This window comes from Phycicoccus duodecadis (genome assembly GCF_002846495.1).
In the GTDB taxonomy this organism is placed as follows: domain Bacteria; phylum Actinomycetota; class Actinomycetes; order Actinomycetales; family Dermatophilaceae; genus Phycicoccus; species Phycicoccus duodecadis.
In genome coordinates, this window is sequence record NZ_PJNE01000001.1 from 2688863 (window position 1) to 2713547 (window position 24685).

Consider the following 24685-nt stretch of genomic DNA (forward strand, 5'->3'; position numbering starts at 1 on the left):
GGTCATCATCCTCGGCCGCTCGCTCCACGCCCTCGCCACGCGCCGTCACCCTCACACCGTGCCGCGCTTGAACCAGCGGAAGGTCATGACGCACAGCACCAGGCCGCCCACCGCCCAGGCCGCGAGCACCAGCAGGGTGCGGCCCTGCTCCCACGACCCGGCCATCTCGGCCTGCGCGAGCGCGTCGGGCAGGAAGACGGCCCGCATCCCCTGCGCGATCCACTTCAGCGGGAAGAGGGCCGCGACCTGCTGGAGCCACGGGGGGACGTCGCTGAACGCGATGTAGACCCCCGAGATGAACTGCAGCACCAGCTGGGGCCCGATGACCACGGCACCGATGGCGCGCGCCGTCGAGAGCGAGGAGTACGCGATGCCGAGGACGGTGCCGCCGAACAGGCCCAGCGAGAAGACTCCGGCGAGCAGCGCCCACCGGTCCGCGCTCGAGGGCAGCTCGACGTCGAAGGCGAACCGCGCGACCAGCAGCAGGACGACGAGCTGCACCACCGAGGTGACGGCGACCAGGCCGACCTTGCCGAGGAAGTACGCGGCCGGCGGCATCGGGGTGGCGCGCAGGCGTTTCAGCGAGCCGTCGTCGCGCTCGCTCGCGACCGAGAGGGCCATCGTCTGGAAGCTGGTCAGGAGCACGCCGGCCGCCACCATCCCCGGCAGGAAGAAGCGCGCGGCCGTCATCCCGCCGCCGGCGCCCTCGAACTGGCTCGAGAAGATGACCGAGAACAGGGTCAGCAGCAGGATGGGGAAGAGGAAGCCGAAGAACACCGCCTCCTTCTCGCGCGAGTACATCCTGAGCTCGATCCGCGTGCGGTCGAGACCGAGGGCCAGGGTGTTCATGCGGGGACCTCCGTGGTGGCGGTGCGCTCGTGGGGGGCGATGAGGCTGAGGTAGGTGTCCTCCAGGGACGGTCTGGTGACGGTGAGCTCGGGCACCTCGCCGGGGAAGCGCGCGGCCACGCGGGCCACCTCGGCCGTGGGCTCGGCGGTGCGGACGCTGCGCCGCACGCCGTCCTCCTCCCACGAGACGGTGGCCTCCTGCGACTGGCGGCCGCCCAGGGCGGCTGGGGTGTCGAGCGCCAGCAGCCGGCCGCCCGCGATGACGCCCACCCGGTCGGCCAGGTGCTCGGCCTCGTCGAGGTAGTGCGTCGTCAGCAGGATGGTGGTGCCGTCGCCGGCCAGGTCGCGGATGAGGCCCCAGAAGTCGCGGCGCGCCTGCGGGTCGAAGCCGGTGGTGGGCTCGTCGAGGAAGAGCAGCTCGGGGCGGCCGACGATGCCGAGCGCGACGTCGAGCCGGCGGCGCTGGCCGCCCGAGAGCCCGGCGATCCGGGAGTCCGCCTTCTCGGCCAGCCCGGTCACGGCGATGACCTCGTCGACGTCGCGCGGCCCGCGGTAGCACCGGGCGGTGCTGCGCAGCGCCTCGCGCGGGGTCAGCAGGTCGAGCCCCCCGGAGGACTGCAGCACGATGCCGATGCGGTCGCGCCAGGCGCGGGGGGCGTGGTGCGGGTCGGTGCCGAGGACCACGACCTCGCCGGTGTCACGGTCGCGGAAGCCCTCGAGGATCTCGACCGTGGTGGTCTTGCCGGCACCGTTGGGGCCGAGCAGGGCGAAGACCTCCCCCGACGCCACGTCGAGGTCGAGCCCGTCGACGGCGCGGTGGGTGCCGTAGCTCTTGTGGAGGCCACGGATGCGGATGGCTGCTGTCATACCTCCAGGGTGCTCGCGGCGACCTCCCGGCGCGACGCCCGGGCGGTGGACCCGCGGTCCACCGCCCGGTGGACGGCCGCCGGCGGCGTGGCGCTCCGCAGCGCCCTGCGCGCCGGCCGCCCTAAGGTGGCAACGTGAGGATCACCGGAGCCGTGCTCGAGGAGGTCGGCCGCGCCGGCCCCTACCGCGACAGCCGCCCCATCACCGTCGGGGAGCTCGACCTGGAGGGGCCCGGGCCGCACGAGCTGCTGGTGCGGGTCGAGGCCGCCGGGCTGTGCCACTCCGACCTGTCCGTCGTCGACGGCAACCGGCCCCGGCCGGTGCCGATGCTGCTGGGCCACGAGGCCGCCGGGGTCGTCGAGGCGGTGGGGGCCGATGTCACCGACGTGGCGGTCGGCTCGCGCGTCATCATGACCTTCCTCCCCCGCTGCGGCGAGTGCGCCGGCTGCCGCTCGGGCGGCGTCGTGCCCTGCCTCCCCGGCAGCGCGGCCAACGGCGCGGGCACGCTGATGGACGGTGCCCGCCGCCTGACGCGCGACGGCCTCCCGGTCCACCACCACCTGGGCGTCTCGGGCTTCGCCACCTACGCCGTGGTCGACACCCGCTCGGTCGTCCCCGTCGAGGACGACGTGCCGGCCGAGGTCGCGGCCCTGATGGGCTGCGCCGTGCTCACCGGCGGCGGGGCGGTCGTCAACGCCGGCCGGCCGCAGCCGGGGCAGACGGTGGCCGTGGTGGGGCTGGGCGGCGTCGGGATGGCCGCACTGCTCACCGCCCTCGGCGAGCCCGACGTGACCGTCGTCGCCGTCGACACCCTCGAGCCCAAGCTGGCCCAGGCTCGCGAGCTCGGCGCCCACCGGGCCCTGACCCCCCAGGAGGCGCTGGCCGAGGGCGTGGCCGCCGACGTCGTCGTCGAGGCCGCCGGCAACGTCCGGGCCTTCGAGACCGGGGTGGCGCTCACCGGCCCCGGCGGCCGGATGGTCACCGTGGGCCTGCCCGCGCCCGACGCCCTGGCCGCCGTCTCGCCGCTGGCCCTGGTCGCGCAGGGCCGCTCGATCATCGGCAGCTACCTCGGGTCGGCGGTGCCGCGGCGTGACATCCCGCTGTTCGTCGAGCGCTGGCGGGCCGGTCGGCTGCCGGTCGAGCAGCTGGTCACCTCCCGTATCGGGTTGCACGAGGTCAACGCCGCGATGGACGAGCTCGCGGCCGGGCGGGCCGTGCGGCAGATCGTCACGTTCGACGGGGGCGGCGCGTGAGCGACGAACGCCCGCTCCTGGCCGACTTCCCCGTGGTGCAGCTGGTCACGAGCCGCTGGTCCGACAACGACGTGTACGGGCACCTCAACAACGCGGTCTACTACCAGCTGTTCGACTCGGCCATCAACACCTGGCTGCTGCGGGGTCTGCCCGCGCCCGGCCCCGACGCGCCGCTCGGGGTGGTGGCCGAGTCCGGCTGCCGCTTCCTCGACGAGCTGCACTACCCCGACGACCTCGTCGTCGGGCTGCGGGTGACCCGGCTGGGCACCAGCAGCGTCACGTACGAGCTGGCGCTGGCGCGTGCCGCCGCACCGCGCACCGTCGCGGCCGTGGGGCACTGGGTGCACGTCTACGTCGACCCGCACACCCGGCGGCCGGTGCCCATGGACGGTCCGCTCCGTGACCTCCTGGGCACCGCCGTCCGCTGACCGCCTCCGTCAGGCCGGCGGCGGCGGGGTGGTGCCGCCGGTGTAGCCGCTGGGCGGCGGGATGACGGCGTCGCGCTGGCCGAAGTCGACCCGCGGGGCCTCGCGCTGCTCGCCGACCGCCTCGAAGTACTCGGCGCGACCGACGTGGAACATCCCCGCGATGATGTTCGAGGGCACCGTCTCGACCTTGGTGTTGAGGTCGCGCACGGTGGCGTTGTAGTAGCGCCGCGCCGAGGCGATGCGGTCCTCGGTGGAGGTCAGCTCGGTCTGCAGGGCCAGGAAGTTCTGGTTGGCCTTGAGGTCGGGGTAGGCCTCGACGATCGCCAGTAGGCGACCGAGGGCCTGGCTGAGCATGTTCTCGCTCTCGGCCTGCTGGCCCGGCGACTGCCCTGGCGCCATCGCGGCCGAGCGGGCCTTGACGACGTCCTCGAGCGTGCCGCGTTCGTGCGCCGCGTAGCCCTTGACCGTCTCGACGAGGTTGCCGATGAGGTCGTGCCGGCGGGTGAGCTCGACGTCGATCTGGCGCCAGGCCTCCTGCACGAGGTTGCGGAGCCTGATCAGGCCGTTGTACGTGACGACGGCCCACCCCACGACGACCACCAGCAGGACGACGACGACGATGATCGCGATGGTCATGACATCTCCTCGATGGGGCCCGTCCGGGTCCCGTGGGCCGAGCCTAGTGGGCGGGTCAGGCCAGGCCGAGGTCCTCGAGGCCGTAGACGTGCCGGTACTCGAGCCCGGCATCGGCGAAGACGGCGGCGGCGCCGGTGGCACGGTCGGCGATGGTGGCCACCGCCACGACGGTGGCGCCGGCCTCCTGGGCGGCCCGCGCGGCCTCGAGCGGGGAGGCGCCGGTGGTCGAGGTGTCCTCGACCACGAGCACCCGCCGGCCCTCGATCGAGGGGCCCTCGATGCGCTGCTGGAGGCCGTGGGCCTTGCCGGCCTTGCGCACGACGAAGGCGTCGAGCCGGTCGCCGGCGGCGGCCGCGGCGTGCAGCATGGCGGTCGCCACCGGGTCGGCACCCAGGGTCAGGCCGCCGACGGCGTCGAACGCGAGGTCGGCCACCAGGTCACGCATGACGCGACCCACGAGCGGGCTGGCCTCGCCGTCGAGGGTGATGCGGCGCAGGTCAACGTAGTAGTCGGCCTCCTTCCCCGAGGAGAGCGTGACGCGGCCGTGGACGACGGCCTTGGCACGGACGATCTCGAGGAGGCGGGCACGGTCGGCGGCGATGTCGGTCACGCCCCTACGGTATGGCGTCGCGGTCAGCGCGCGCGGCGGCGGTCCGCCGGCAGGGCGGGCCGGAAGGCCGCGGCGTCGCCCTCGGCCCCCGGGGTCGCGCGCTGGAGCAGCCACTGCTGGTGGTGGTCGGGCTCGACGGGTGGGTCGGGCACGAGCGCGGGGTCAGCGCCGTCCCAGACGTCGATGCCGGCGCGCAGCATCCCCCCGGTCGGGCTGGCGACGACCGCGGTGGCCAGGACGTCGAGCAGCGCCGGGCGGAGGGCGTCGAGGAGGACGCGGGGACGCCGCCGCTCAGCCCGGACCAGGATCCGCGCCAGGGCGTGCACGTCGTCGGGGGCGACGTGGTAGCCGGTGAGCAGGATGCGGCGGAGCTCGCCGAGCAGCTGCTCCCGCACGGTGGGCCCGAGGGCGAGCAGGGCGTGCCGGTGCGCCGTCTCCTGCCAGTCGCCGGAGGCGGTGCGCAGGAGGTGCCGGTACTCGCGGGTCACCTCCGACTCGGAGGGCGGGCGCACGCGGGGAGCCTACGACCGCGTCCCGACATCGGGAAGGGGTCAGCCGCGGCGGCGGAAGCGGTCGAGGGCCCGCATCGCCCCGCCGCGCACGAGGGGTCGGGGGGCTGCGCGCACCAGCGCCGTCACGACCTTCCACTGCGCCCCGGGCACCGACAGCACCCGGCCCGCCGCCACGTCGGCCAGCGCCTGGGCCACCACCACGTCGGCGTCGAGCCACAGCGCCTCGGGCAGCGCCGAGATGCGCATCCGGGCCCGCTCGTGGAACTCGGTGCGGGTGAACCCCGGGCACAGCGCGGTCACGGTGACGCCGGTCCCCGCCAGCTCGCTCGCGAGCCCTTCGGAGAACACCGTCACGAAGGCCTTCTCGGCCGAGTAGGTGCCGTTCGCGATGAACGACGCCACCGACGACACGTTCAGGATGGCCCCCCGGCCGCGTTCGCGCATGGCCCGCCCGGCCGCGTGCGAGGTCAGCAGCACGGCGCGCACCATCACGTCGAGGCCGGCCTCCTCCTCGCGGACGTCGTTGTCGAGGAAGGAGCGCCGGAGCCCGAACCCGGCGTTGTTGACGAGCAGGTCGACCGGGCGCCCGGGGTCGGCCAGCCGGCGGCACACCGCCTCGGTCTGCGCGCGGTCCGACAGGTCGGCCACCAGCACCTCGACCTGCACGCCGTGCTGGGCGCGCAGCTCGGCCGCCATCCGCTCGAGCCGGGCGCGGTCGCGGGCCACGAGCACGAGGTCGCTCCCCTGCCGGGCCAGCCGCAGCGCGAACGCCCGACCGATGCCGGCGGAGGCGCCGGTGACCAGGGCCGTGCTCATCCGGCGGCGCCGTCGACCGCGAAGAACCCCGCCAGCGCGGCGGTCACCTCCGCGGGCGACTCCTCGGGGCAGAAGTGACCACCGGGCACCGTTCGACCGCGCACGTCGTCGGCGTAGCGCCTCCACACGTCGACGACGTCGTAGCTGCGCGCCACGAACCCGGCCTCGCCCCACAGCACGAGCAGCGGGCATCCGACCCGCTCGCCCGCGTCGCGGCTCGCCCGGTCGTGGTCGAGGTCGACCCCGAGCGCCGCGCGGTAGTCCTCGCAGGAGGCGTGCACGACCTCGGGGCGCGAGAAGCAGCGCACGTACTCGGCCAGGCGCTCCTCGTCGAACACGGTGCCGGGCGCCGACCAGCGCCGCAGCTTCTCGCGCAGGAACCACCCGGGGTCGGCGCCGATGAGCCGCTCGGGCAGGCCGTCGGGCTGGGCGAGGAAGAACCAGTGGTAGTAGCCGTACGCCAGCTGCCGGTCGGTGTTCTCGACCATGTGCAGGGTCGGGGCGATGTCGAGCACGGCCAGTCGCGTCAGGGCCTGCGGGTGGTCGAGCGCGAGCCGGTGGGCCACCCGGCCGCCGCGGTCGTGCCCGGCCACGGCGAAGCGCTCGTGCCCGAGCGCCGCCATCACCGCGACGACGTCCGCGGCCATGGCGCGCTTGGAGTAGCCGGCGTGCTCGGGGCCGCCGTCGGGCGCGCTGCTGTCGCCGTAGCCGCGCAGGTCCGGCGTGATGACCTCGTGCCGCTCGGCGAGCGCCGCGGCCACCTCGTCCCACATCCGATGGGTCTGCGGGTAGCCGTGCAGGAGCAGCACCGGCGACCCGGACCCACGCCGGCGGACCCGGATCCGGGCGTCACCCACGTCGAGGTCGGTGGTCTCGTCGGCTCCGGTCATGACAGCAGGGTGTATCCGTCGGGGAGCGCACGGCGCCCCGCGAGGGACTCGAGGAGGACGACGGACGAGGCCCGTTCGCCCGCCGTCTCGGCGAGGAGCGCCAGCGCGGGCACGGCGGCGTCGGTCAGGGCCGCCGGGGTCGGCAGCCCGACGGCGCGGGTGAGGTCGAGACCGTGGACGGTCAGCTCGAAGGCCCGGGTCCGCAGGTACTCGTCGAACCGGAGCGCGCCGAAGCGGGTCAGGACCAGCCGCTCGTCCGCGGTCGCCGCCACGAGCCCGGCCGTGCTCAGCGCGAGGTCGCGCAGGGCCGCGGCCGGGGCATCGCCCAGTGCGGCGACGTCCCCCCGGGCCCGCTGCGCGACCTGCTCGTGCACGCCCGGCAGGGTGAGGCCCTCGGTGAGGTACTGCGCGGCCGTGAGCACCGGCGTCCCGACGGCCGGCTCGGGCTCGGCCAGGTAGTCGCGGACCGTGCTCCACGCCCGCGACAGGTGGGCCACGAGCTCGCGGACGGTCCACTCCCCGAGGCCCGGGCCGCTCCAAGCGTCGTCCGGCACGCCGGCCACGACCTCGACGACGGTCCCCGACACGGCGTCGAACCACGCGCGAGGTGAGGTGCGGGCGTCCACGTCGCCAGTGAAGCACGCCGCCGCGGCCGTCGTCGCCCGCGGCTAGGGTGGAATCCGTGCGCATCGCGACCTGGAACGTCAACTCCATCCGCTCCCGCATCGACCGGGTCGAGGCCTGGCTGCAGCGCTCCGAGGTCGACGTCCTCGCGATGCAGGAGACCAAGGCCAAGGACGAGCAGTTCCCCTACGACCGCTTCCGCGCGCTCGGCTACCAGGTCGCCCACCACGGCGTGAACCAGTGGAACGGCGTCGCGATCCTGTCGCGCGTCGGCCTCGACGACGTGCAGGTCGGCTTCGACGGCGACCCCGGCTGGGGCGAGCCGCTGGCCGCCGAGGCCCGCTCCATCGGGGCCACCTGTGGCGGGGTGCGGATGTGGTCGCTCTACGTCCCCAACGGCCGCGCCCTCGACGACCCGCACATGGCCTACAAGCTCGCGTGGCTCGAGCGGCTGCGCGACCGGGCGCTCGAGTGGGCCGAGGACGGCACCCCGGTGGCGCTGTGCGGCGACTGGAACATCGCCCCGCGCGACGAGGACGTCTGGTCGATGGAGTACTTCGCCGACAAGACGCACGTCAGCCCGCCCGAGCGCGCGGCGTTCCAGGCGTTCCTCGACGGCGGCTTCGTCGACGTCGTCCGCCCGCACGCACCCGGGCCGGGCACCTACACCTACTGGGACTACCAGCGCCTCGCCTTCCCCAAGAAGCGCGGGATGCGCATCGACTTCGTCCTCGGCTCCCCCGCCCTGGCCGAGCGGGTGGCCGGGGCCGCCATCGACCGCGAGGAGCGCAAGGGCACCGGCGCCAGCGACCACGCGCCGGTCGTGGTGCAGCTCGACGCCTGAGCCCACGCAGCGACCGGGGGGCTGACGGGCGTCGGTGGCCCGTATTACCGTGCTGAGCGTGACCCGGCCCCCTCACGAGAACGTCGCGACGGTCCTCGTCGACCCCGCGGTGCTCGCCGAGCTCGAGGTCGCCCTCATGCACCACGACCTGCGGGTCTGGCCGATGGCGACGGCGCCGATCTGCGCCGACGGGCCGCGCCAGGCGGTGCAGTACCGGCGGCGCACCCTCGTGGCCAAGCGCGGCGCGTGGGACGACGCCGAGCACTGGGTGCCGGTGTGGGTGTCGTTCGGCGCCTCGTGGCGCCACGGCGACGACCCGCTCCCGTGGGCCGCGCACCGCACCCTCTGGCAGGCGCTCGAGCACTACGGGACCCAGGTCCGCTACCGCAAGTGCCTCGGCGGGGTCAGCCCCCTCCCGGTACCGGTGGGCCTCGACGGCTGAGGCCGGTACGCCCCCATCGCCGGCAACGCGTCAGCGCTGCTCGCGCGGGCACCACCAGGTGGTGCGGGTCCCCACGGTGGCGCGCTCGAGCTCGGCGCCGCAGCGGGGGCAGTGCCCGCCCCGCCCACGGTGCTCGACGATCTCGAGGGTGTGCACGCCCCCGTCGCGGTGGGCGTCGCGGATGGCCCGCCGCAGGCGGCGCCGGAGCTCGTCGAGCTCGTCAGTGCCCAGCTCACCGGCCGGCCGACGCGGGTCGATGCGCGCCTGCCACAGCACCTCGTCGGCCAGGAGGTTGCCGACACCGGCGATGCTCGCCTGGTCGAGCAGGCGGGCCTTGACCGGCGCGGTCCCCCGGCCGATGCGGCGGCGGAACTCCTCGCGCCCGACCTGCTCGGCGTCGGGGCCGAGGGCGTCGATGTCGGGGTCGAGCCGGATGCGCCCGAGCCGCCGGGGGTCCAGCAACCGCAGGCGGCCGCCACCGTCGAAGGTCAGCGTGAACCGGAACCACGCCTCCTGGCGCCGCCGCGGGTCGGCGCGCCGGCCGGAGCCCTGGTAGTCGCCGCCCTCGTCCTCCCCCTCGGGGCCGGTCACGACGATGCGCCCGCTCATCCCCAGTTGGATGCCCAGGGTGGGTGAGCCCTCGCCACCGACCTCGCACCAGATGGACTTGCCGCGCCGGTGCGCAGCCAGCAGCCGGTGCCCCACCAGGGCGTCGCGGATCTCGCCCGGTGCGTGCGGGCGGCACTCGTAGGTGTCGGTGTCGTCGACGTCGGTGATGGTGCGGTGCAGGCCCGAGCGCTCGATGACGGCGCGCGCCGACTCGACCTCGGGCAGCTCGGGCACGGGGGGTCAGCCGCGGGTCAGGATGCCGGCGGCGTACGAGGCCTGCCCCACGTGCTGGGTGGCGTCGTTGAGCGCGCTCACCAGCCGGACGGCGAGGGTGACCGGCGGGTCCCAGCCCTGGTCGACGACCCGGTCGAGGTCGTCCTCGCCGAGGCCGCGCAGGGCACCCGCGACGAGCTCGTACGTCGCGTCGAAGTAGCCGCGCAGGTCAGCCGCGGGGACGCGCACCGCGAGCACGTCGGCGGAGGACTGGCCGTAGCCGTGGGCGCTGGCCGGGAACGGCAGGTCGAAGCGCTCGTACCAGCCGCCCGAGGTCCACACCACGTCGAGGTCGAACGCGTCGGCGACGTGCTCGTCGAGGACCCGGGTCAGGTGCCACACCAGCCAGGCCACGGTGTTGGCGCCGTCGACCGGTGGGGTGGCCAGTCGGTCCTCGGGGAGGTCGTCGAGGAGGCCGTGCACGGTCTCGCGGACCCGGTCGAGAGCGTCGATGAGGAGGTCGCTGACATCTGCCATGCCGCTGACGCTACCCGGGCGTCCCGCGGCGGGACGACGACGGGGCGGTGGCGCAGCGCGGCCGTGACGACCGCTGCACCACCGCCCCGTCGGGCGACTCGGGGAACCCGGGTCAGTCGAACTTCAGGCCCGAGAACCCGCGACCGACCTGACCGATGCCACGCAGGTCACCGCCGCGGAGGTCGTAGCCGTTGGTGTCGTAGTAGCCGAAGAGGGTGCCGTCGGGGTAGAGGCCCGCGATGGGACGGCCGGCGTGGTTGGTGCACGAGCCGACCGAGATCTTCTCGATGGCGCCCCAGCCCGAGGACCGGAGGGTGAAACCGCGCGGGACCCGGTCGGCGGTGCGGATGAGGTACTCCACGAGGGCGCCGCTGGAGGTCAGGGCGAGGAAGCCGTCGACCTTGTTGCCGGCGTAGGTGCCGCCGCCGCTCCAGGTGAGGGAGCGCACGCCGCCCCAGCCCGCGGTGGCGACGGTGCCCGCACCACGGACGACACCGGAGACCGAGACCGAGTAGCGGACCAGGCCACCGACGGTGGTGAGGCCGTAGAGGTAGCCGGAGTCACCGCGCGTGAGCTCGCGGATGCCGCCCCAGTTGCTGCCGACCCTGGTCGTGGTGGCGGCGCTGCCGTCGCCCGGGCTGAGGACGTTCCAGAGGGAGCCGTCGTCGAGCACGGCGAGGTACTGCTCGCCACCGTTGAGGTCACGCACGTACGCCATGACCCTGATGGTCTGCGTCGCGTTGTCGAAGGACAGCGTCGACAACGTGCCGGCGCGGCCGCGCATGCCCACGATCGCCCCGTAGTACAGGGTGTCGGCGGTGGTGCGGTGGAACAGCACCCCGCAGTCGGTGGGGATGGTGACGGTCGTGGTCGCCGTGCGGACGACCGTGGGCGCGGCGGCGGTGGCCGGACCGGCCAGACCGGCGGCGACGGCCGTGGTCAGGGCGACGGCACCCAGCCGGCGCAGGACGCGGGATGCGATGGGCATGGTGGTGGTTCCCTCCTCGTCGGCCACCGTGGCCGACCCCGCGGAAGATATCCCACGGGATCGGCCCCGGGTCGCGGAACCGGGAGAACTTCCGCCGAACGGCTCACCCCAGGGTCAGGGTGCTGCCATCGGCGTCGAGGCCCACCGCCACCGTGTCGCCGTCCCGCACCCGCCCCGCGAGCAGCGCCGTGGCGAGCCGGTCGCCGATCTCGCGCTGCACCAGGCGACGGAGGGGCCGGGCCCCGAAGGCGGGGTCGTAGCCGCGCTCGGCGAGCCACTTCTTCGCGGGCTCGTCGACCTCGAGGGTGATGCGGCGGTCGTGCAGCCGGGTGGCGAGCGCGCGCACCTGGAGGTCGACGATCCGGGCCAGCTCGTCGCGCGAGAGGGGGTCGAAGACCACGACCTCGTCGAGACGGTTGAGGAACTCGGGCTTGAACGCGGCCCGCACCGCCGCCATCACCGCCTCGTGGCGGTCGCCGGCCTCCATCAGGGGGTCGACGAGGTACTGCGAGCCGAGGTTGCTCGTCATCACGAGGATGACGTTGCGGAAGTCGACCGTGCGGCCCTGCCCGTCGGTGAGGCGGCCGTCGTCGAGCACCTGCAGGAGGATGTCGAAGGTCTCGGGGTGGGCCTTCTCGAACTCGTCGAGCAGCACCACCGAGTACGGCCGGCGGCGCACGGCCTCGGTGAGCTGGCCGCCCTCCTCGTAGCCCACGTAGCCGGGCGGTGCACCGATGAGGCGGGCCACCGCGTGCCGCTCGGAGTACTCCGACATGTCGAGGCGCACCATCGCGCGCTCGTCGTCGAAGAGGAAGTCGGCCAGCGACTTCGCGAGCTCGGTCTTGCCGACGCCGGTGGGCCCGAGGAAGAGGAACGAGCCCGTGGGGCGGTCGGGGTCGGCGATGCCCGCGCGCGAGCGGCGGACGGCATCCGACACGGCCCGCACGGCGTCGGACTGCCCGATGAGGCGCGAGCCGATGATCGACTCCATCGAGAGCAGCTTCTCGCTCTCGCCCTGCAGCAGCCGCCCGGCGGGGATGCCGGTCCAGGCCGAGATGACCTCGGCGATGTCGTCGGCGCCCACCCGCTCCTTGACCATCAGGTCGGCGCCGGACGCGGCCCCGGCCGACTCGGCGGCCTGGGCGGCCTCGACGTCCTTCTCGAGGGCCGGGATCTCGCCGTAGAGGAGGCGCGAGGCACCCTCGTAGTCGCCCTCGCGCTGGAGCCGGTCGGCCTGGGTGCGCAGGTCGTCGAGGCGGGCCTTGAGGTCACCGACCCGGTTCAGCCCCTCCTTCTCGGCCTCCCAGCGGGCGGTGAGGGTCGAGAGTTCCTCGGTGCGTTCGGCGAGGTCGGCCCGCAGCCGCTGCAGCCGGTCGACCGACGCGTCGTCGGTCTCCTCGGCCAGGTGCAGCTCCTCCATCCGCAGCCGGTCGACCGCGCGGCGCAGCGCGTCGATCTCGACCGGGCTGGAGTCGATCTCCATCCGCAGCCGCGAGGCCGCCTCGTCGACGAGGTCGATGGCCTTGTCGGGCAGCTGCCGACCGGTGATGTAGCGGTCCGAGAGGGAGGCCGCGGCCACCAGGGCGGTGTCCTCGATCTCGACCTTGTGGTGCGCCTCGTAGCGTTCCTTGAGGCCGCGCAGGATGGCGATGGTGTCCTCGACCGAGGGCTCGCCGACGAACACCTGCTGGAAGCGGCGCTCGAGGGCCGGGTCCTTCTCGACGTGCTCCCGGTACTCGTCGAGGGTGGTGGCGCCGACCAGGCGCAGCTCGCCACGAGCCAGCATCGGCTTGAGCATGTTGCTGGCGTCCATCGCCGACTCACCCGTGGCGCCGGCACCCACGACGGTGTGCAGCTCGTCGATGAAGGTGATGACCTGCCCGTCGCTGCCGGTGATCTCGGCCAGGACGGCCTTGAGCCGCTCCTCGAACTCGCCGCGGTACTTGGCCCCGGCGACCATGGCGCCGAGGTCGAGCGCGATGAGGCGCTTGCCGCGCAGCGACTCCGGGACGTCGCCGTCGACGATGCGCTGGGCCAGGCCCTCGACGACGGCGGTCTTGCCGACACCGGGGTCGCCGATCAGCACGGGGTTGTTCTTGGTCCGGCGCGACAGGACCTGCACGACGCGGCGGATCTCGGCGTCGCGCCCGATGACGGGGTCGAGCCGGCCGTCGCGGGCGGCCTGGGTGAGGTCGGTGCCGTACTTCGCGAGCGCTTCGCCGCCCTCGGCCGGGGTCTCCGACGTGACCGGGCGCCCGCCGCGGAGCTCGGTGATGCGAGCCTCCATGTCGGTGGCGCCGCGCTGCTCGACGGCGGCCAGGTGCCGGGTCTCGGCCAGTGCCAGCAGCAGCAGGTCGAGCGCGAGGTAGGAGTCACCCTTGGCGCGCATCAGGGTGTCGGCCTGCTGGAGCACCGAGAGGGCGTCGCGCCCGAAGGTCGGCGGCGCGGTCGAGCCGCTGGTGGTGGGCAGGGCCCGGAGCCGGGCGTCGGCCTGCGCCAGGACCTGCGCGGCGCCGGTGCCGGCCGCTGCCAGCAGGGTGTCGGCGAGCGGGGTGTCGAGCCGGAGCACCTCACTGGTGAGGTGGTCGGGGGTGATCTCGGCGTGGCCGGCGGTCTGCGCGGCACGCTGGGCGAGGGCCAGCGCCTCCGCCACCTTCGTCGTGGGCTTGAGCTCCATCCGTGCGGGTCTCCTGTGGGTCCGATGGTCGTGCTGTCCTGAAGAACAACGCTCACCAAAGTTGAGTCTATTCCACTCAAGACCCGCCGTCGAGCCCGGCGGGACGCTCGGTTGCGGGCTGCGTCATCAGCCACGCGGCCGCCTCGTGCACCAGGGAGTCGAGGTCGTGGCGCAGGTCGAGCACGACCCCGGCCTCGTCGGGCGCCAGGGGCTCGAGCAGGGCCAGCTGCGACGCGAGCAGGGCGGGTGGCATGAAGTGGCCGGTGCGCGCGGCCAGCCGGGCCTGGACGACGTCCGCGGGCCCGTCGAGGTGGACGAACAGGACCGGTGGGCCGGCGCGCAGCAGGTCGCGGTAGCGACGGCGCAGGGCCGAGCACGCCATCACCGTCGAGCGCCCCTCCCGGTCGCGGTCCGCGGTCCACGCCGCGAGCGCCAGCAGCCAGGGGCGCCGGTCGGCGTCGGTCAGCGGCGTCCCGGCCGCCATCCGTGCGATGTTCTCGGCCGGGTGGAAGTCGTCGGCCTCGCCGAAGGTGAGCCCGAGGGCGTCGGCCAACCCGCGCGCCACGGTCGACTTCCCCGAGCCCGACACCCCCATGACCACGACGTGGCGCGGCGGCATCGGGTCGCCGGCGCCGGGGGTCATGCCCCGGGGTGCGGGTCGTACCAGCCGCCGTGTTCCTCGGCCAGGGCGGCGAAGCGGTCGCGCAGGCCCTGCTCGACGGGCCGCGACTCGTCGACCACCATCTCCTCGCGCACCAGCACCGCCCACTCGTGGGCCTCCGCGTCGTCCTCGCCCGCCAGGGCCTCGCGCACGACGCGCACCTCGGTGAAGCCCTCGTCCGCCAGCCCCGCCGCCACCTCGTCGGCGGTCTCACGGTCGGGGAAGACGAGGAGGTGCTCGGTCATACCCGAAGTATGGACGCCGTCCGGCGCCGGGGGGCGGCGCGCCACCGGGCACCGTCGGCCGGCCGGTAGCGTCGGAGCATGAGCGTCGCGACGACCACCTCCACCGCCCCGACCTCCGCCGACCGGGTGCGGCAGGTGGGCGTCACCCTGGCCGAGGTGTTCTGCGTCGTTGGCACCCTCGTGGGGGTCGGCGTCATCGGCACCCGCGTCGAGGAGTCCTCGGGGGGCGCGCTGGCGGCCGACGCGACCCTGGTCGCGCCCGCCGGGCCCGCCTTCTCGATCTGGACGCCGATCTACTTCGGCCTGCTCGGCTACACCGTCTGGCAGTGGCTGCCGCAGCAGGCCGCCGAGCCCCGGCACCGCGCCATCGGCTGGCTGGTCGCGGCGTCGATGGTGCTCAACGCCGGCTGGCTGCTGGTGACCCAGCAGGGCTGGCTGTGGGCGAGCGTGGTCGTCATCCTGGCCCTGGCCGGGGTGCTCGGGCTGCTGGTGCGCCGGCTCGAGGAGCACCCCACCTACGGGCACGCCGAGACCGTGCTGGTCGACGGTACCTTCGGCCTGTACCTGGGATGGGTCACCGTCGCCTCCGTCGCCAACGTGACGACCACGCTCATCGAGAGCGGCGTCGACCCGCAGGGCCTGGTCGCCGAGGTGCTGGCGGTCGTCGTGCTCGCCGTGGCCGCCGGGCTCGGGGTGCTCTACGCCCGCCGGCTGGGGGCCCGCTGGGCGGTGGCGGCGGCGATGGCGTGGGGGCTGGCGTGGATCGCGGTCGGCCGGCTCACCGACGCACCGTCGTCGGTCCTGGTCGGGATCGCGGCGCTGGTCGCCGCCGGCGTGGTGCTGGCGGCCGTCCCCCGCGCCGCGGCATCCCGTCAGTGACGGGGCGGGCTCCACACCACGAGGGCCTGGCTGCGGTCGGTGCGCGGTCGCCGGCCGAGCCGGGTCGCATACACATCGCCGGTCGGGCTGACCGAGAACACGCGGGTCAGCCGGCCCGCCCCGGCCTCGAGGGCGTCGACCTGATCGGTGAGCTCGGCGACCCGCGCCCGCAGGGCCGTGACCTGGTTCTCGAGCTCGAGGATGCGGGCGATGCCGGCGAGCGAGACGCCCTCGTCCTGGCTGAGCCGCTGGATCTCGCGGAGCAGCCCGACATCGCGCTGGGAGTACCGGCGGCCGCCGCCCTTGGTGCGTGACGGCGTGACCAGCCCCAGGCGGTCGTACTGGCGCAGGGTCTGCGCGTGCATCCCGGCGAGCTCGGCGGCCACCGAGATGACGAACACGGGGGTGTCGTCGTCGGGCGCGAAGGCGCTGATGTCGATGCGGGTCACCGTGGCACCTCCCGTCAGGTCGCGGCCTGCTCGAACAGGCTGGCCCGGGGGTCCGCGCCGCCCTCGGTGGCGCGCAGCGTCTCGACCGCCTGCCGGGCCTCGTCGCTCAGCCGTTGAGGCACGACGACCACGACCTTGGCCAGCAGGTCTCCCGTGCCGTTCTTGCCGACCACCCCGCGCCCCTTGACGCGCAGCACCCGGCCGCTGGGGGTGCCCGGCGCGACCTTGACCCGCACCCGCGAGCCGTCGAGCGTGGGCACCTGCACGGTCGCCCCGAGGGCGGCCTCGGCGAAGGTGACCGGCAGGTCGACGGTGAGGTCGTCGCCGGCCCGCGCGAACACCGGGTGCTTCTCGACGGCGACGGTGAGGATGAGGTCGCCGCGCGCCGCGCCGGGGTCGCCCTCGCCGCCCTTGCCGCGGAGGCGGATCTTCTGCCCGTCGCGCACGCCGGCGGGGATCTTGGCGGTGATGCGGCCGCCGTCCGCGGTGCTCAACGTGACCGTCGAGCCCTCGACGGCGTCGCGGAACGGGAGGGTGGTGCGGGCCTGGACGTCGGCGCCCGGGCGGGGCCCGGCCGTGCTGCGCCCACCGCGGAACCCGGTGCCGCCGAACGGGTCTCCGCCCCGGCCACCGGCTCCTGCCCCGCCGAACATCTGGGCGAGCAGGTCGTTGATGTCGGGCTCGCCCGCGCCCCCGTAGCCACCCGGGCCGCCCTGCTGGAACCGCACGCGCGACCCGGCACCTCCGCCGCCGCCGAAGGCGCTGAAGATGTCCTCGAACCCGCCGTCGCCACCACCCGGACCACCGGCCCGGAAGCGCGCGCCGCCGCCCGCCATCGAGCGGATGGCGTCGTACTCCTGGCGCTGCTTGGGGTCGGAGAGCACGGCGTTGGCCTCACCGATGTCCTTGAAGCGCTGCTCGGCCGCGGCATCCCCGGAGTTCCGGTCGGGGTGGTGCTTGCGGGCGAGCTTGCGGTACGCCTTCTTGATCGCGGCGTCGTCGGCGTCCTTGGCGACGCCGAGGATCGCGTAGAAGTCCTTCTCGAACCAGTCCTGGCTGGCCATCGTCGCCTCCTCACGCACTTTCGGTGGACGGGTCGGGGTGGGTCACGGGTGCCCGGTCACTCGGGGTCGGCCACGGCGACCCGGGCGGGGCGCAGGACCTGCTCCCCGGCACGGTAGCCGGGCTGGAGCACGGTGACGACGGTCGTGGCCGTGGCGCCGACGGGCAGGTCGGCGTCGTCGGCGGGCCACGGGGCGTGCATCAGCGCCTCGTGCTGCTGTGGGTCGAACGCCTCGCCCTTGGCACCGAAGCGGCTGAGGCCGTAGCGGCCCAGCGCCCCCTCGAGCTTGTCGGCGATCGCGGCGAACGGCCCCGTGAGGTCGCCGTGCTCCCGCGCGGCGTGGATGTCGTCGAGCGTCGGCAGCAGCGACTCGAGGACGTCGCGGACGACGCGCTCCTGCACCACGGCGCGGTCACGGTCGACGCGCCTCTTGTAGTTGACGTACTCGGCCTGGAGACGCTGGAGGTCACCGAGTCGCTCGGCGGCCAGCACCGCGTCGGCGGTGCTCCCGGCCGGGGCGGCCTCACCGTCGGACGGCGCCTCCGCGGGCTCGCCGGGAGGGGCGTCCACCGCGGCGGGGGTGGCCCCGGACTGCTCCGGGGCCACCTCCTCGCCGCGTACCGGCTCGTCGTTGACCGCCTCGGTGTTCACCGAGTCGTCGGGCGACTGGTCGGTCACTTGGACTCCTTGGTGTCCTCGTCGTCCTCGACGACCTCGGCGTCGACGACGTCGTCGTCGGACGAGCCGCCGGCCTGCTGGCCACCGTCGGTCGACTCCGCACCCGGCACGTGGCCCGACTCGCCCTGCTCGGCGGCCGCGGCGTAGACGGCCGCGCCCATCTCCTGGGACTTGGTGTTCAGCGTCTCGATCTTGGCCTTGATGTCCTCGACGGAGGCGCCGCTGTCGGGCTTGATGGCCTCCTTGAGGTCGGCCAGGGCGGCGTCGACCGGCGCGCGGTGCTCGTCGCTGACCTTGTCACCGGACTCCGAGAGGAACTTCTCGGTGGAGAACACCAGCGACTCACCCATGTTGCGGGTCTCGGTCTCCTCGCGGCGCTTCTTGTCCTCGTCGGCGTGGGCCTCGGCGTCCTTGACCATCCGCTCGATCTCCTCCTTCGACAGGGCGGACCCGCCGGAGATGGTGATCTTCTGCTCCTTGCCGGTGCCGCGGTCCTTGGCGGAGACGTTGACGATGCCGTTGGCGTCGATGTCGAAGGTGACCTCGACCTGCGGGACCCCGCGCGGCGCCGGGGCGATGCCGGAGAGCTCGAAGGTGCCGAGCGGCTTGTTCTGCTGCGCGATCTCGCGCTCGCCCTGGAAGACCTGGATGAGCACCGACGGCTGGTTGTCCTCGGCCGTCGAGAAGACCTCGCTGCGCTTGGTCGGGATGGCGGTGTTGCGCTCGATGAGCTTGGTGAACAGCCCACCCTTGGTCTCGATGCCGAGGCTGAGCGGCGTGACGTCGATGAGCAGGACGTCCTTGCGCTCACCCTTGAGGACACCGGCCTGCAGGGACGCGCCGAGCGCGACGACCTCGTCGGGGTTGACGCCCTTGTTGGGCTCCTTGCCGCCGGTGAGCTCCTTGACCAGGGCGCTGACCGCCGGCATCCGGGTGGAGCCGCCGACGAGCACGACGTGGTCGATCTCGCCGACGGAGATGCCGGCGTCCTTGATCACGTTCTGGAAGGGCTGCTTGGTGCGGTCGAGCAGGTCCTTGGTCATCTGCTCGAACTGCGCGCGGGTCAGCGTCTCGTCGAGGTGGATCGGGCCGTTCTCGGACATCGAGAGGTACTGCAGGGAGATGTTCGTGCTCGAGGCGGACGACAGCTCCTTCTTGGCCTGCTCAGCGGCGTCGCGCAGACGCTGCATCGCGATCTTGTCCTTGGCCAGGTCGACGCCCGAGGTGTTCTTCACGGTCGTCAGGAGGTGGTTGACGATGCGCTCGTCCCAGTCGTCGCCGCCGAGCTGGTTGTCACCCGAGGTGGCCTTGACCTGGATGGTGGCGAAGCCGTCGTCGGGGTCCTTGCCAACCTCGAGGAGGGAGACGTCGAAGGTGCCGCCGCCGAGGTCGAAGACGAGGATGAGCTCGTCCTCCTTGCCCTTGTCGAGGCCGTAGGCCAGCGCCGCGGCGGTGGGCTCGTTGACGATGCGCAGGACGTTCAGGCCGGCGATCTCGCCGGCCTCCTTGGTGGCCTGCCGCTCGTGGTCGTCGAAGTACGCGGGCACGGTGATGACGGCGTCGGTGACGGTCTCACCGAGGTAGGACTCGGCGTCGCGCTTGAGCTTCTGGAGGATGCGCGCACTGATCTCCTGCGCGTTGTACTTCTTGCCGTCGACGTCGTCGGAGGCCCAGTCGGTGCCCATGTGGCGCTTGACGGAGCGGATGGTGCGGTCGGCGTTGGTGACGGCCTGGCGCTTGGCGATCTCACCGACCAGCACCTCACCACCCTTGGAGAACGCGACGACCGACGGGGTGGTGCGACCGCCCTCGGCGTTCGCGATGATGGTGGGCTCGCCACCCTCGAGGACGGCGACGGCACTGTTCGTGGTGCCGAGGTCGATACCGACTGCACGGGCCATGGGGATGCTCCTTGGTTCTACTGACTCGGGTTGAGTGCTTCTCGCTCACGTTAGGTCCGACGGTTCGGGTTGAGCAAATCGTCCGGACCAAACTTGATCTCACTCGGCTCAACTCTCGGGTCCACTCATCTGTTCCCGGGGATGGCCAGGGCCGTCACCCCGGCCGTGCTCACGCGCCGAGCAGCGCCTCGTGGTGTCGCTCGAGCGGCGAAGGGGCCGGCGGGTCCGTGCCCCATCCAAGGAGGGGTGGCGCGAGGGAGTGGTGGACCGCACCCGAGGGCGTCCGGATCAGCAGCTCGTGCGGCGACCCGCGCACGACCTCGACGCGCCAGCCCGGCGCCTCCTTGACCTGGTTGCACCGGGCGCACCGGCCCGAGCCGTTGCCGAACGAGGTCGCGCCACCGAGTCGGGCGGGGTGGGCGTGGTCGGCGTGCACGATCGGCGCGTCGCACCACGGGGTACTGCACACGTCGTCGCGCAGGACCAGCATCCGGCGCAGCAAGCCGCTGAAGATGCGCCGCCGCGAGTCCATCGCCACCAGATCCCGCCCACCCGGCGCGGTGTACAGCCGCCGCAGCCAGACCGAGGCAGGCCCGGCGCCGCGCACCCAGGACCGGGCGACCGGGGCAGGGACGCTGCCGTGGCCCGGGACGCGGGCCGGATCCGACGTCGAGCGGCCCTGGTCGCCGACGCCCAGGAGGGCACGGTCGGTGATGACGAGCTGGACCTCGACGGGCTGCACCTGCCCCGGCGCGAGACCCGCCATCAGCCGCAGTGCGGTGTCGGCGGCCACCGGGCCCACACCACGGCCTTCGGCGCCCTCGTCGTCGCACTGACCACCCACCACCGAGCGGGCGCGCGCCTGGAGGGCGGCGTACGCGCCGACCACCTCCCGCAGCGGCCCCAGCACCGTCAGGTACGCCATCCCGTCGGGCGCCGGCCGCACCGACACCCGGCGCGAGCGCACCGCCGCCTCCATCCGCCGCACCACACTCGCGGCGTCGAGCTCGGCGGCCACCCGGCGAGCAGCCCGGCCGGCGGCCCGCCATCCCAGCCCGGGGAGCACCCCCGCGAGCCGACGGTCGACCTCGGCGCGGTCGGCGAGCGACAACGCGGCGGTCTCGCGCACCAGCTCCACCGCGTGGCGCTCCCCCACCTCACCCGCCGTCAGCGCCGCCAACGTCGCCGGCATCTCCTCCACCAACGCCCGCGACACCCCCACGAACCGGTCCCCCAGGCTCGGCGACTCCCGCCGCGCCAACGCCACCTCCGAGCCCACCGACCGCAGGGCATCCTGGGGACGCGACTCCTGACGCGACACCCGGAGAGCGTCGGCGGCACGCATCTGGCACGCGCTGGCACTACCCTTCAGCCGTTCCAGCTCGGCGATCAGGGCCAGCCGCTCACTGTCACCCATCGCGCCGATGTCGCTGTGCGCCAGCGACTCCCGCAGGGCAGCGACCGCTGCGCGCACCGACCCGCCGGCCGGCGGCCGGTCGACGAGTGCAGTGCGGATCCCCTCCATGGACCAAACCTAGACACGACCACCGACACCCGGTCCTCGACGTCGAACGCCTCATCCACGGGGGCGCGCACCGCGCTGGGGGAGCGCTCCCCCACCGCTGCGCTTCGGGTCTGAACGTTTCCTGAGTAGCGTGCGTCGAGCCGGTACGACGCTGGCCACCGGGGGTCGCAGGACGGCCGGGGAACGCGGAGGGGAGCAGTCGATGGGGCGTATGAAGCAGGTGGCGGCCGTGGTCGCCGCGGCGACGTTGGGCGGGCTGGTGGTCGTCGGCACGCCGCAGGCAGCGTCGGCCGAGGACGCGAACTGTCGCACGACCCAGGGGTCGGACCCCTGGTACCCAGGACCGTCGGCCAGCACGACGTACGACAGCACCTTCCACAACAGCGTGGCCATCCCGGGCGGCCTGCTCGACGGGCGGTACGTGCCGCAGGGGCTCGCCTACTGGAACGACTGGAACGGCACCTCCGAGGACGTCCTCCTCATCTCGGCCTACCACGACGGGGACGGCAACGGCGACCCCGACGGCCCCAGCGCCGTCTTCGGGGTCGTGCTCAGCGGCACCAACCGCGGCGACAGCCTGGGCCGGATGCTGATCCCGACCACGCACGCCGGCGGCGTCGCCGTCCTCGGGGGCTACGTCTACGTCGGCGGGGAGGGGATCGTGCGCTACTGGACCGCCGGGACGGTCCGTTCAGAGCTCGCGGCCGCGAACGACAACAGCACCCACGACCCGAAGAGCACCCAGAACGTGGCGGGCATCGCGTCCTTCCTCGGCAACCAGGGCGGCTACAACGGCACTCTCTGGACCGGTGACTTCAGCTCGACGAGCCACCAGAGCATGTGGCAGTACCGCCCGAACGGCGACGGCTCGCTGACCTACACCGGCACCAAGCGCTGGGTCCCGTCCAAGACCCAGGGGATGACCGTGGTCGGCAGCCGATTCGTCTTCGGGACCTCGTACGGCCGCAACGACCGCAGCAACGTCTGGGTCCGCCCCACCTCGTACACGACCGACATCACCGACGGCACGTCCTTCTGCTTCCGCGCTCCCTCGATGATCGAGGGCCTCGCCTACGGGAACTCCGACGGCAGCGAGCACGTGTGGGTGCTGTACGAGAGCGGGTCGTACACCTACAACAAGGGACTGGACGACCCCGACAACCCCATCCGGAACATCCACTGGGCCGACGGCAGCACCCTCGCCGGCCTCTACGGCCAGTCGGACTGACCCGCCGTCGGAATCCGTGGTTTATAGGCGCTGTAGAGCACCGAACCGTACGTCAACTGGCGGATCAGCCACGGAATTGGCATGATGCTGGACATCTGCCGTGTTCTCGCATCCCTCTGAAGGAGTCCCCATGACCGACGCGTGGCCCGCGCCCGACCCCGCCACCCGGCGCCGCATCCCCAGCTCGTCGACCCCCGTCGACCAGGCCCGCGTGCAGCAGCTCCTGCAGCAGGAGTGGGACCGCTTCACCGCCAGCACCGGCGCCTCGCACGACGAGTACCAGCGCGCCAGCAAGGTCCTGCCCCTGGGCGTCACCAGCTCCTTCCAGCACTGGGACCCCTACCCCATCTCGATCGCCTCGGCCCGCGGTGCGTGGCTCACCGACGTCGACGGCCGCAAGCTGCTCGACCTGTCGATGGGCTTCGGCGCCATGCTCGTCGGCCACCTCAACCCCACCGTCGTCGAGCACGTCGAGCACGCCCTGCGCGAGGTCGGCACCCTGTTCGTCACGCCGTCGCCGGTCTCCACCGAGGTCGCCGAGCTCTACCAGGAGCGCTTCGGCCTCGACATGCTGCGCTTCACCCAGTCGGGCACCGAGTCGCTGATGTACGCCGTCCGCGCCGCCCGCGCCTACACCGGCCGCAAGGCCATCGTGAAGATCGAGGGCGGCTACCACGGCGGCTACGACGCCCTCCAGGTCTCGGTCAAGCCGGCGCTCGAGGACATCGGCCCGGCCGAGGCGCCGATCCCCGAGGTGCCCTTCGACGTCGAGGCCGGCACCGTGCACGTCGTCCCCTACAACGACCTGCCCTACCTCGAGCGGATGCTGAGCGAGCACGGCCGCGACATCGCCGCCGTGGTCATGGAGCCGGTCATCGAGAACCTCGCCATCGTGCTCCCCGACGAGGGCTACCTGGCCGGCGTGCGCCAGGCCTGCGACGCCCACGGCGTGCTGCTCATCCTCGACGAGGTCAAGACCGGCCTGACCGCCGGCTATGCCGGCGCCTCGCAGCGGCTCGGCGTCAAGCCCGACCTCATCACCCTGGCCAAGTCGATCGGCGGCGGCTTGCCGCTGGCGGCCTTCGGCGGCACCAGCGAGGTCATGGAGGTCGTGGTCGACGGGCGGATGGCGCACTTCGGCACCTACAACGGCAACCCGCTGGTGATGGCGGCCGCCAAGGCCGTGCACGAGGTCTGCACCCGCGAGGCCCTCCAGGGCGCCGAGGACATCAACGTCCGTGCGCTCGAGGCGCTCGACGCCGTCATCGACGAGTTCGAGCTGCCCGCCCACACCGTCTCGCTCGGAGTCAAGGGCTGCGTCACCTGGGCCACCGCGCCGGTGCGCAACTACCGCGACTACAAGGCCACCGACTTCGCCGTGGCCGAGCTGTCATGGCTCTGGGGCGTCAACCGCCAGATCCTCACCCCGCCCGGGCTCGACGAGCAGTGGCTGGTCTCGCTCGCCCACACCCAGGACGACATGGACGGCCTCGTCACGCACTACCGCGAGCTCGCGCAGGCCCTGCGCGCCTGAGAACCTCGCGGGCCGGGCCCCCTCAGTCGGGGAGCCGCCAGCCGTCGTCGGCCACCAGGACGACGCGGTCGGCGGCCCCCCGGCCGGCCCGCACCATCGCGGCGTTGGGCTCGTCCACCGCGCTCACCCAGGCCGCCGCCGCTTCTGGGGTCTTGCCGAACGCCACGTGCCGGGCGACCAGCCGCGAGCGGCGCACCTCGTCGTCGCCGTCGACGAACCACACGGCGTCGAGCGCGGCCCGCGCCTCCCGCCATCCCGGGTCGTCGAGCAGGAGGTAGTTGCCCTCGGTGACGACGAGCCGCGAACCCCCCGGGACCACCATGGCCCCCGCGATCGGCTGCTCGAGGGTGCGCTCGAAGTCGGGGGCGTAGACGTCGCGCTCGACGTCCTCGCGCAGCCGGCGCAACAGCGCGGCGTAGCCCAGGGCGTCGAAGGTCTCGGGGGCACCCTTGCGGTCGCGCAGCCCGAGCCGCTCGAGCTGCACGTCAGCCAGGTGGTACCCGTCCATCGGGACGTGGGCCACGAACCCCGGCCCGTGCCGGCGGGCCAGCTCGGCGACGAGGGCCTCCGCCAGGGTCGACTTGCCCGCGCCCGGGACCCCGCACACACCGAGCAGCGCCCGCCCCCCACCGGAGGGGACGAGCGCCTCGGCGAGGTCGGCCAGGGGCCCCAGACCCGAGTGGATGGATGCCGACGCCCCGCTCGTGTTCATGCCCGCAGCGTACGAC

Annotated in this window: 27 protein-coding genes; 7 read left to right on the plus strand and 20 right to left on the minus strand. The window is 73.6% G+C overall.

What is annotated here, in order from left to right; translation table 11 throughout:
- Window positions 1-51: 51 nt before the first annotated feature.
- Window positions 52-849: an ABC transporter permease gene (locus ATL31_RS12565; RefSeq protein ID WP_101396064.1), complete on the minus strand. Its 798-nt coding sequence runs from the start codon at window positions 847-849 to the stop codon at window positions 52-54.
- Window positions 846-1715, minus strand: coding sequence for an ABC transporter ATP-binding protein (locus ATL31_RS12570; protein WP_101396065.1), 870 nt, complete (start codon window positions 1713-1715; stop codon window positions 846-848). Before ATL31_RS12570 ends, ATL31_RS12565 begins: the two co-directional genes overlap by 4 nt.
- A 134-nt stretch (window positions 1716-1849) precedes the next feature.
- Between ATL31_RS12570 and ATL31_RS12575 the strand changes: the two genes are divergently transcribed.
- Window positions 1850-2968, plus strand: coding sequence for an alcohol dehydrogenase catalytic domain-containing protein (locus ATL31_RS12575; RefSeq protein WP_101396066.1), 1119 nt, complete (start codon window positions 1850-1852; stop codon window positions 2966-2968).
- Window positions 2965-3396 carry an acyl-CoA thioesterase gene (locus ATL31_RS12580; protein WP_211284029.1) on the plus strand — a complete coding sequence of 144 codons (432 nt, stop codon included), beginning with the start codon at window positions 2965-2967 and terminating at the stop codon, window positions 3394-3396. The genes ATL31_RS12575 and ATL31_RS12580 overlap by 4 nt, the downstream gene beginning before the upstream one ends.
- 9 nt (window positions 3397-3405) lie before the next feature.
- Here the strand turns inward: ATL31_RS12580 and ATL31_RS12585 are convergent, their stop codons facing one another.
- Genes ATL31_RS12585 through ATL31_RS12610 form a run of 6 tightly spaced genes read right to left on the minus strand, consistent with a single transcriptional unit; the run spans window position 3406 to window position 7486 of the window.
- Entirely contained in the window at window positions 3406-4032 is a 627-nt protein-coding gene (locus tag ATL31_RS12585) for a LemA family protein (protein WP_101396067.1), read from the minus strand.
- Between the two features lie 55 nt (window positions 4033-4087).
- Window positions 4088-4642 carry an orotate phosphoribosyltransferase gene (gene pyrE, locus ATL31_RS12590; RefSeq protein ID WP_101396068.1) on the minus strand — a complete coding sequence of 185 codons (555 nt, stop codon included), beginning with the start codon at window positions 4640-4642 and terminating at the stop codon, window positions 4088-4090.
- 23 nt (window positions 4643-4665) lie between these two features.
- On the minus strand, window positions 4666-5154 hold the full coding sequence (locus ATL31_RS12595) for a hypothetical protein (protein WP_101396069.1): 489 nt from the start codon (window positions 5152-5154) through the stop codon (window positions 4666-4668).
- Between the two features lie 39 nt (window positions 5155-5193).
- Window positions 5194-5970: an SDR family NAD(P)-dependent oxidoreductase gene (locus ATL31_RS12600; protein WP_101396070.1), complete on the minus strand. Its 777-nt coding sequence runs from the start codon at window positions 5968-5970 to the stop codon at window positions 5194-5196.
- Window positions 5967-6860, minus strand: a complete 894-nt coding sequence (locus ATL31_RS12605; protein ID WP_101396071.1) for an alpha/beta fold hydrolase — start codon at window positions 6858-6860, stop codon at window positions 5967-5969. Before ATL31_RS12605 ends, ATL31_RS12600 begins: the two co-directional genes overlap by 4 nt.
- A complete protein-coding gene (locus ATL31_RS12610) occupies window positions 6857-7486 on the minus strand; it encodes a maleylpyruvate isomerase family mycothiol-dependent enzyme (protein WP_101396072.1) in 630 nt (209 codons plus the stop codon). The genes ATL31_RS12605 and ATL31_RS12610 overlap by 4 nt, the downstream gene beginning before the upstream one ends.
- 56 nt (window positions 7487-7542) lie before the next feature.
- Here ATL31_RS12610 and ATL31_RS12615 point away from each other — a divergent pair, with 56 nt between their 5' ends.
- Together ATL31_RS12615 and ATL31_RS12620 are read left to right on the plus strand one after the other, a co-directional pair.
- Window positions 7543-8328, plus strand: coding sequence for an exodeoxyribonuclease III (locus tag ATL31_RS12615; RefSeq protein ID WP_101396073.1), 786 nt, complete (start codon window positions 7543-7545; stop codon window positions 8326-8328).
- Window positions 8329-8386: 58 nt separating this feature from the next.
- Window positions 8387-8770, plus strand: coding sequence for a hypothetical protein (locus tag ATL31_RS12620; RefSeq protein ID WP_101396074.1), 384 nt, complete (start codon window positions 8387-8389; stop codon window positions 8768-8770).
- Window positions 8771-8800: 30 nt separating this feature from the next.
- On the opposite strand, the gene ATL31_RS12625 is transcribed toward ATL31_RS12620, so the two are convergent.
- The 6 genes from ATL31_RS12625 to ATL31_RS12650 form a co-directional block, all read right to left on the minus strand.
- A complete protein-coding gene (locus tag ATL31_RS12625; protein ID WP_101396075.1) occupies window positions 8801-9613 on the minus strand; it encodes a DNA-formamidopyrimidine glycosylase family protein in 813 nt (270 codons plus the stop codon).
- Window positions 9614-9619: 6 nt separating this feature from the next.
- Window positions 9620-10129, minus strand: coding sequence for a mycothiol transferase (locus tag ATL31_RS12630; protein ID WP_101396076.1), 510 nt, complete (start codon window positions 10127-10129; stop codon window positions 9620-9622).
- A gap of 112 nt (window positions 10130-10241) precedes the next feature.
- Window positions 10242-11117, minus strand: coding sequence for a hypothetical protein (locus ATL31_RS12635; RefSeq protein ID WP_143598387.1), 876 nt, complete (start codon window positions 11115-11117; stop codon window positions 10242-10244).
- 103 nt (window positions 11118-11220) lie between these two features.
- A complete protein-coding gene (locus tag ATL31_RS12640; RefSeq protein ID WP_101396078.1) occupies window positions 11221-13794 on the minus strand; it encodes an ATP-dependent Clp protease ATP-binding subunit in 2574 nt (857 codons plus the stop codon).
- Window positions 13795-13870: 76 nt separating this feature from the next.
- A complete protein-coding gene (locus tag ATL31_RS12645) occupies window positions 13871-14437 on the minus strand; it encodes a gluconokinase (RefSeq protein WP_211284030.1) in 567 nt (188 codons plus the stop codon).
- Entirely contained in the window at window positions 14434-14700 is a 267-nt protein-coding gene (locus ATL31_RS12650; protein WP_101396079.1) for a ribonuclease E inhibitor RraB, read from the minus strand. Before ATL31_RS12650 ends, ATL31_RS12645 begins: the two co-directional genes overlap by 4 nt.
- Window positions 14701-14778: 78 nt before the next feature.
- Here ATL31_RS12650 and ATL31_RS12655 point away from each other — a divergent pair, with 78 nt between their 5' ends.
- Window positions 14779-15579, plus strand: a complete 801-nt coding sequence (locus ATL31_RS12655) for a tryptophan-rich sensory protein (protein WP_101396080.1) — start codon at window positions 14779-14781, stop codon at window positions 15577-15579.
- On the opposite strand, the gene ATL31_RS12660 is transcribed toward ATL31_RS12655, so the two are convergent.
- The 5 genes from ATL31_RS12660 to ATL31_RS12680 form a co-directional block, all read right to left on the minus strand.
- On the minus strand, window positions 15573-16019 hold the full coding sequence (locus tag ATL31_RS12660; RefSeq protein ID WP_101397610.1) for a heat shock protein transcriptional repressor HspR: 447 nt from the start codon (window positions 16017-16019) through the stop codon (window positions 15573-15575). The two genes, ATL31_RS12655 and ATL31_RS12660, sit on opposite strands and share 7 nt — an antisense overlap.
- 23 nt (window positions 16020-16042) lie before the next feature.
- Complete coding sequence (locus ATL31_RS12665; RefSeq protein ID WP_101396081.1) at window positions 16043-17092, minus strand: DnaJ C-terminal domain-containing protein; 1050 nt, start codon at window positions 17090-17092, stop codon at window positions 16043-16045.
- Between the two features lie 56 nt (window positions 17093-17148).
- Window positions 17149-17769: a nucleotide exchange factor GrpE gene (grpE, locus tag ATL31_RS12670; RefSeq protein WP_101396082.1), complete on the minus strand. Its 621-nt coding sequence runs from the start codon at window positions 17767-17769 to the stop codon at window positions 17149-17151.
- Complete coding sequence (gene dnaK, locus ATL31_RS12675) at window positions 17766-19670, minus strand: molecular chaperone DnaK (RefSeq protein WP_101396083.1); 1905 nt, start codon at window positions 19668-19670, stop codon at window positions 17766-17768. The genes grpE and dnaK overlap by 4 nt, the downstream gene beginning before the upstream one ends.
- Before the next feature lie 169 nt (window positions 19671-19839).
- A complete protein-coding gene (locus ATL31_RS12680) occupies window positions 19840-21195 on the minus strand; it encodes a DUF222 domain-containing protein (RefSeq protein WP_101396084.1) in 1356 nt (451 codons plus the stop codon).
- Window positions 21196-21397: 202 nt separating this feature from the next.
- On the opposite strand from ATL31_RS12680, the gene ATL31_RS12685 reads away from it, so the two are divergent.
- Together ATL31_RS12685 and ATL31_RS12690 are read left to right on the plus strand one after the other, a co-directional pair.
- Entirely contained in the window at window positions 21398-22423 is a 1026-nt protein-coding gene (locus ATL31_RS12685; RefSeq protein ID WP_143598388.1) for a hypothetical protein, read from the plus strand.
- A gap of 130 nt (window positions 22424-22553) precedes the next feature.
- Entirely contained in the window at window positions 22554-23957 is a 1404-nt protein-coding gene (locus ATL31_RS12690) for an aspartate aminotransferase family protein (RefSeq protein WP_101396086.1), read from the plus strand.
- A gap of 22 nt (window positions 23958-23979) precedes the next feature.
- Here ATL31_RS12690 and ATL31_RS12695 read toward each other — a convergent pair whose 3' ends face one another.
- Window positions 23980-24669 carry a nucleoside/nucleotide kinase family protein gene (locus tag ATL31_RS12695; RefSeq protein WP_101396087.1) on the minus strand — a complete coding sequence of 230 codons (690 nt, stop codon included), beginning with the start codon at window positions 24667-24669 and terminating at the stop codon, window positions 23980-23982.
- Between the last annotated feature and the right edge of the window lie 16 nt (window positions 24670-24685).

What these genes read in the sequence shown, in the direction of transcription:
- ATL31_RS12565 (WP_101396064.1), bottom strand. Translation starts at nt 849, where the DNA reads ATGAACACCCTGGCCCTCGGTCTCGACCGCACGCGGATCGAGCTCAGG.
- ATL31_RS12570 (WP_101396065.1), bottom strand. Translation starts at nt 1,715, where the DNA reads ATGACAGCAGCCATCCGCATCCGTGGCCTCCACAAGAGCTACGGCACC.
- ATL31_RS12585 (WP_101396067.1), bottom strand. Translation starts at nt 4,032, where the DNA reads ATGACCATCGCGATCATCGTCGTCGTCGTCCTGCTGGTGGTCGTCGTG.
- ATL31_RS12600 (WP_101396070.1), bottom strand. Translation starts at nt 5,970, where the DNA reads ATGAGCACGGCCCTGGTCACCGGCGCCTCCGCCGGCATCGGTCGGGCG.
- ATL31_RS12605 (WP_101396071.1), bottom strand. Translation starts at nt 6,860, where the DNA reads ATGACCGGAGCCGACGAGACCACCGACCTCGACGTGGGTGACGCCCGG.
- ATL31_RS12630 (WP_101396076.1), bottom strand. Translation starts at nt 10,129, where the DNA reads ATGGCAGATGTCAGCGACCTCCTCATCGACGCTCTCGACCGGGTCCGC.
- ATL31_RS12635 (WP_143598387.1), bottom strand. Translation starts at nt 11,117, where the DNA reads ATGCCCATCGCATCCCGCGTCCTGCGCCGGCTGGGTGCCGTCGCCCTG.
- ATL31_RS12640 (WP_101396078.1), bottom strand. Translation starts at nt 13,794, where the DNA reads ATGGAGCTCAAGCCCACGACGAAGGTGGCGGAGGCGCTGGCCCTCGCC.
- ATL31_RS12645 (WP_211284030.1), bottom strand. Translation starts at nt 14,437, where the DNA reads ATGACCCCCGGCGCCGGCGACCCGATGCCGCCGCGCCACGTCGTGGTC.
- ATL31_RS12650 (WP_101396079.1), bottom strand. Translation starts at nt 14,700, where the DNA reads ATGACCGAGCACCTCCTCGTCTTCCCCGACCGTGAGACCGCCGACGAG.
- ATL31_RS12655 (WP_101396080.1), top strand. Translation starts at nt 14,779, where the DNA reads ATGAGCGTCGCGACGACCACCTCCACCGCCCCGACCTCCGCCGACCGG.
- ATL31_RS12665 (WP_101396081.1), bottom strand. Translation starts at nt 17,092, where the DNA reads ATGGCCAGCCAGGACTGGTTCGAGAAGGACTTCTACGCGATCCTCGGC.
- dnaK (WP_101396083.1), bottom strand. Translation starts at nt 19,670, where the DNA reads ATGGCCCGTGCAGTCGGTATCGACCTCGGCACCACGAACAGTGCCGTC.
- ATL31_RS12680 (WP_101396084.1), bottom strand. Translation starts at nt 21,195, where the DNA reads ATGGAGGGGATCCGCACTGCACTCGTCGACCGGCCGCCGGCCGGCGGG.
- ATL31_RS12685 (WP_143598388.1), top strand. Translation starts at nt 21,398, where the DNA reads ATGGGGCGTATGAAGCAGGTGGCGGCCGTGGTCGCCGCGGCGACGTTG.
- ATL31_RS12690 (WP_101396086.1), top strand. Translation starts at nt 22,554, where the DNA reads ATGACCGACGCGTGGCCCGCGCCCGACCCCGCCACCCGGCGCCGCATC.
- ATL31_RS12695 (WP_101396087.1), bottom strand. Translation starts at nt 24,669, where the DNA reads ATGAACACGAGCGGGGCGTCGGCATCCATCCACTCGGGTCTGGGGCCC.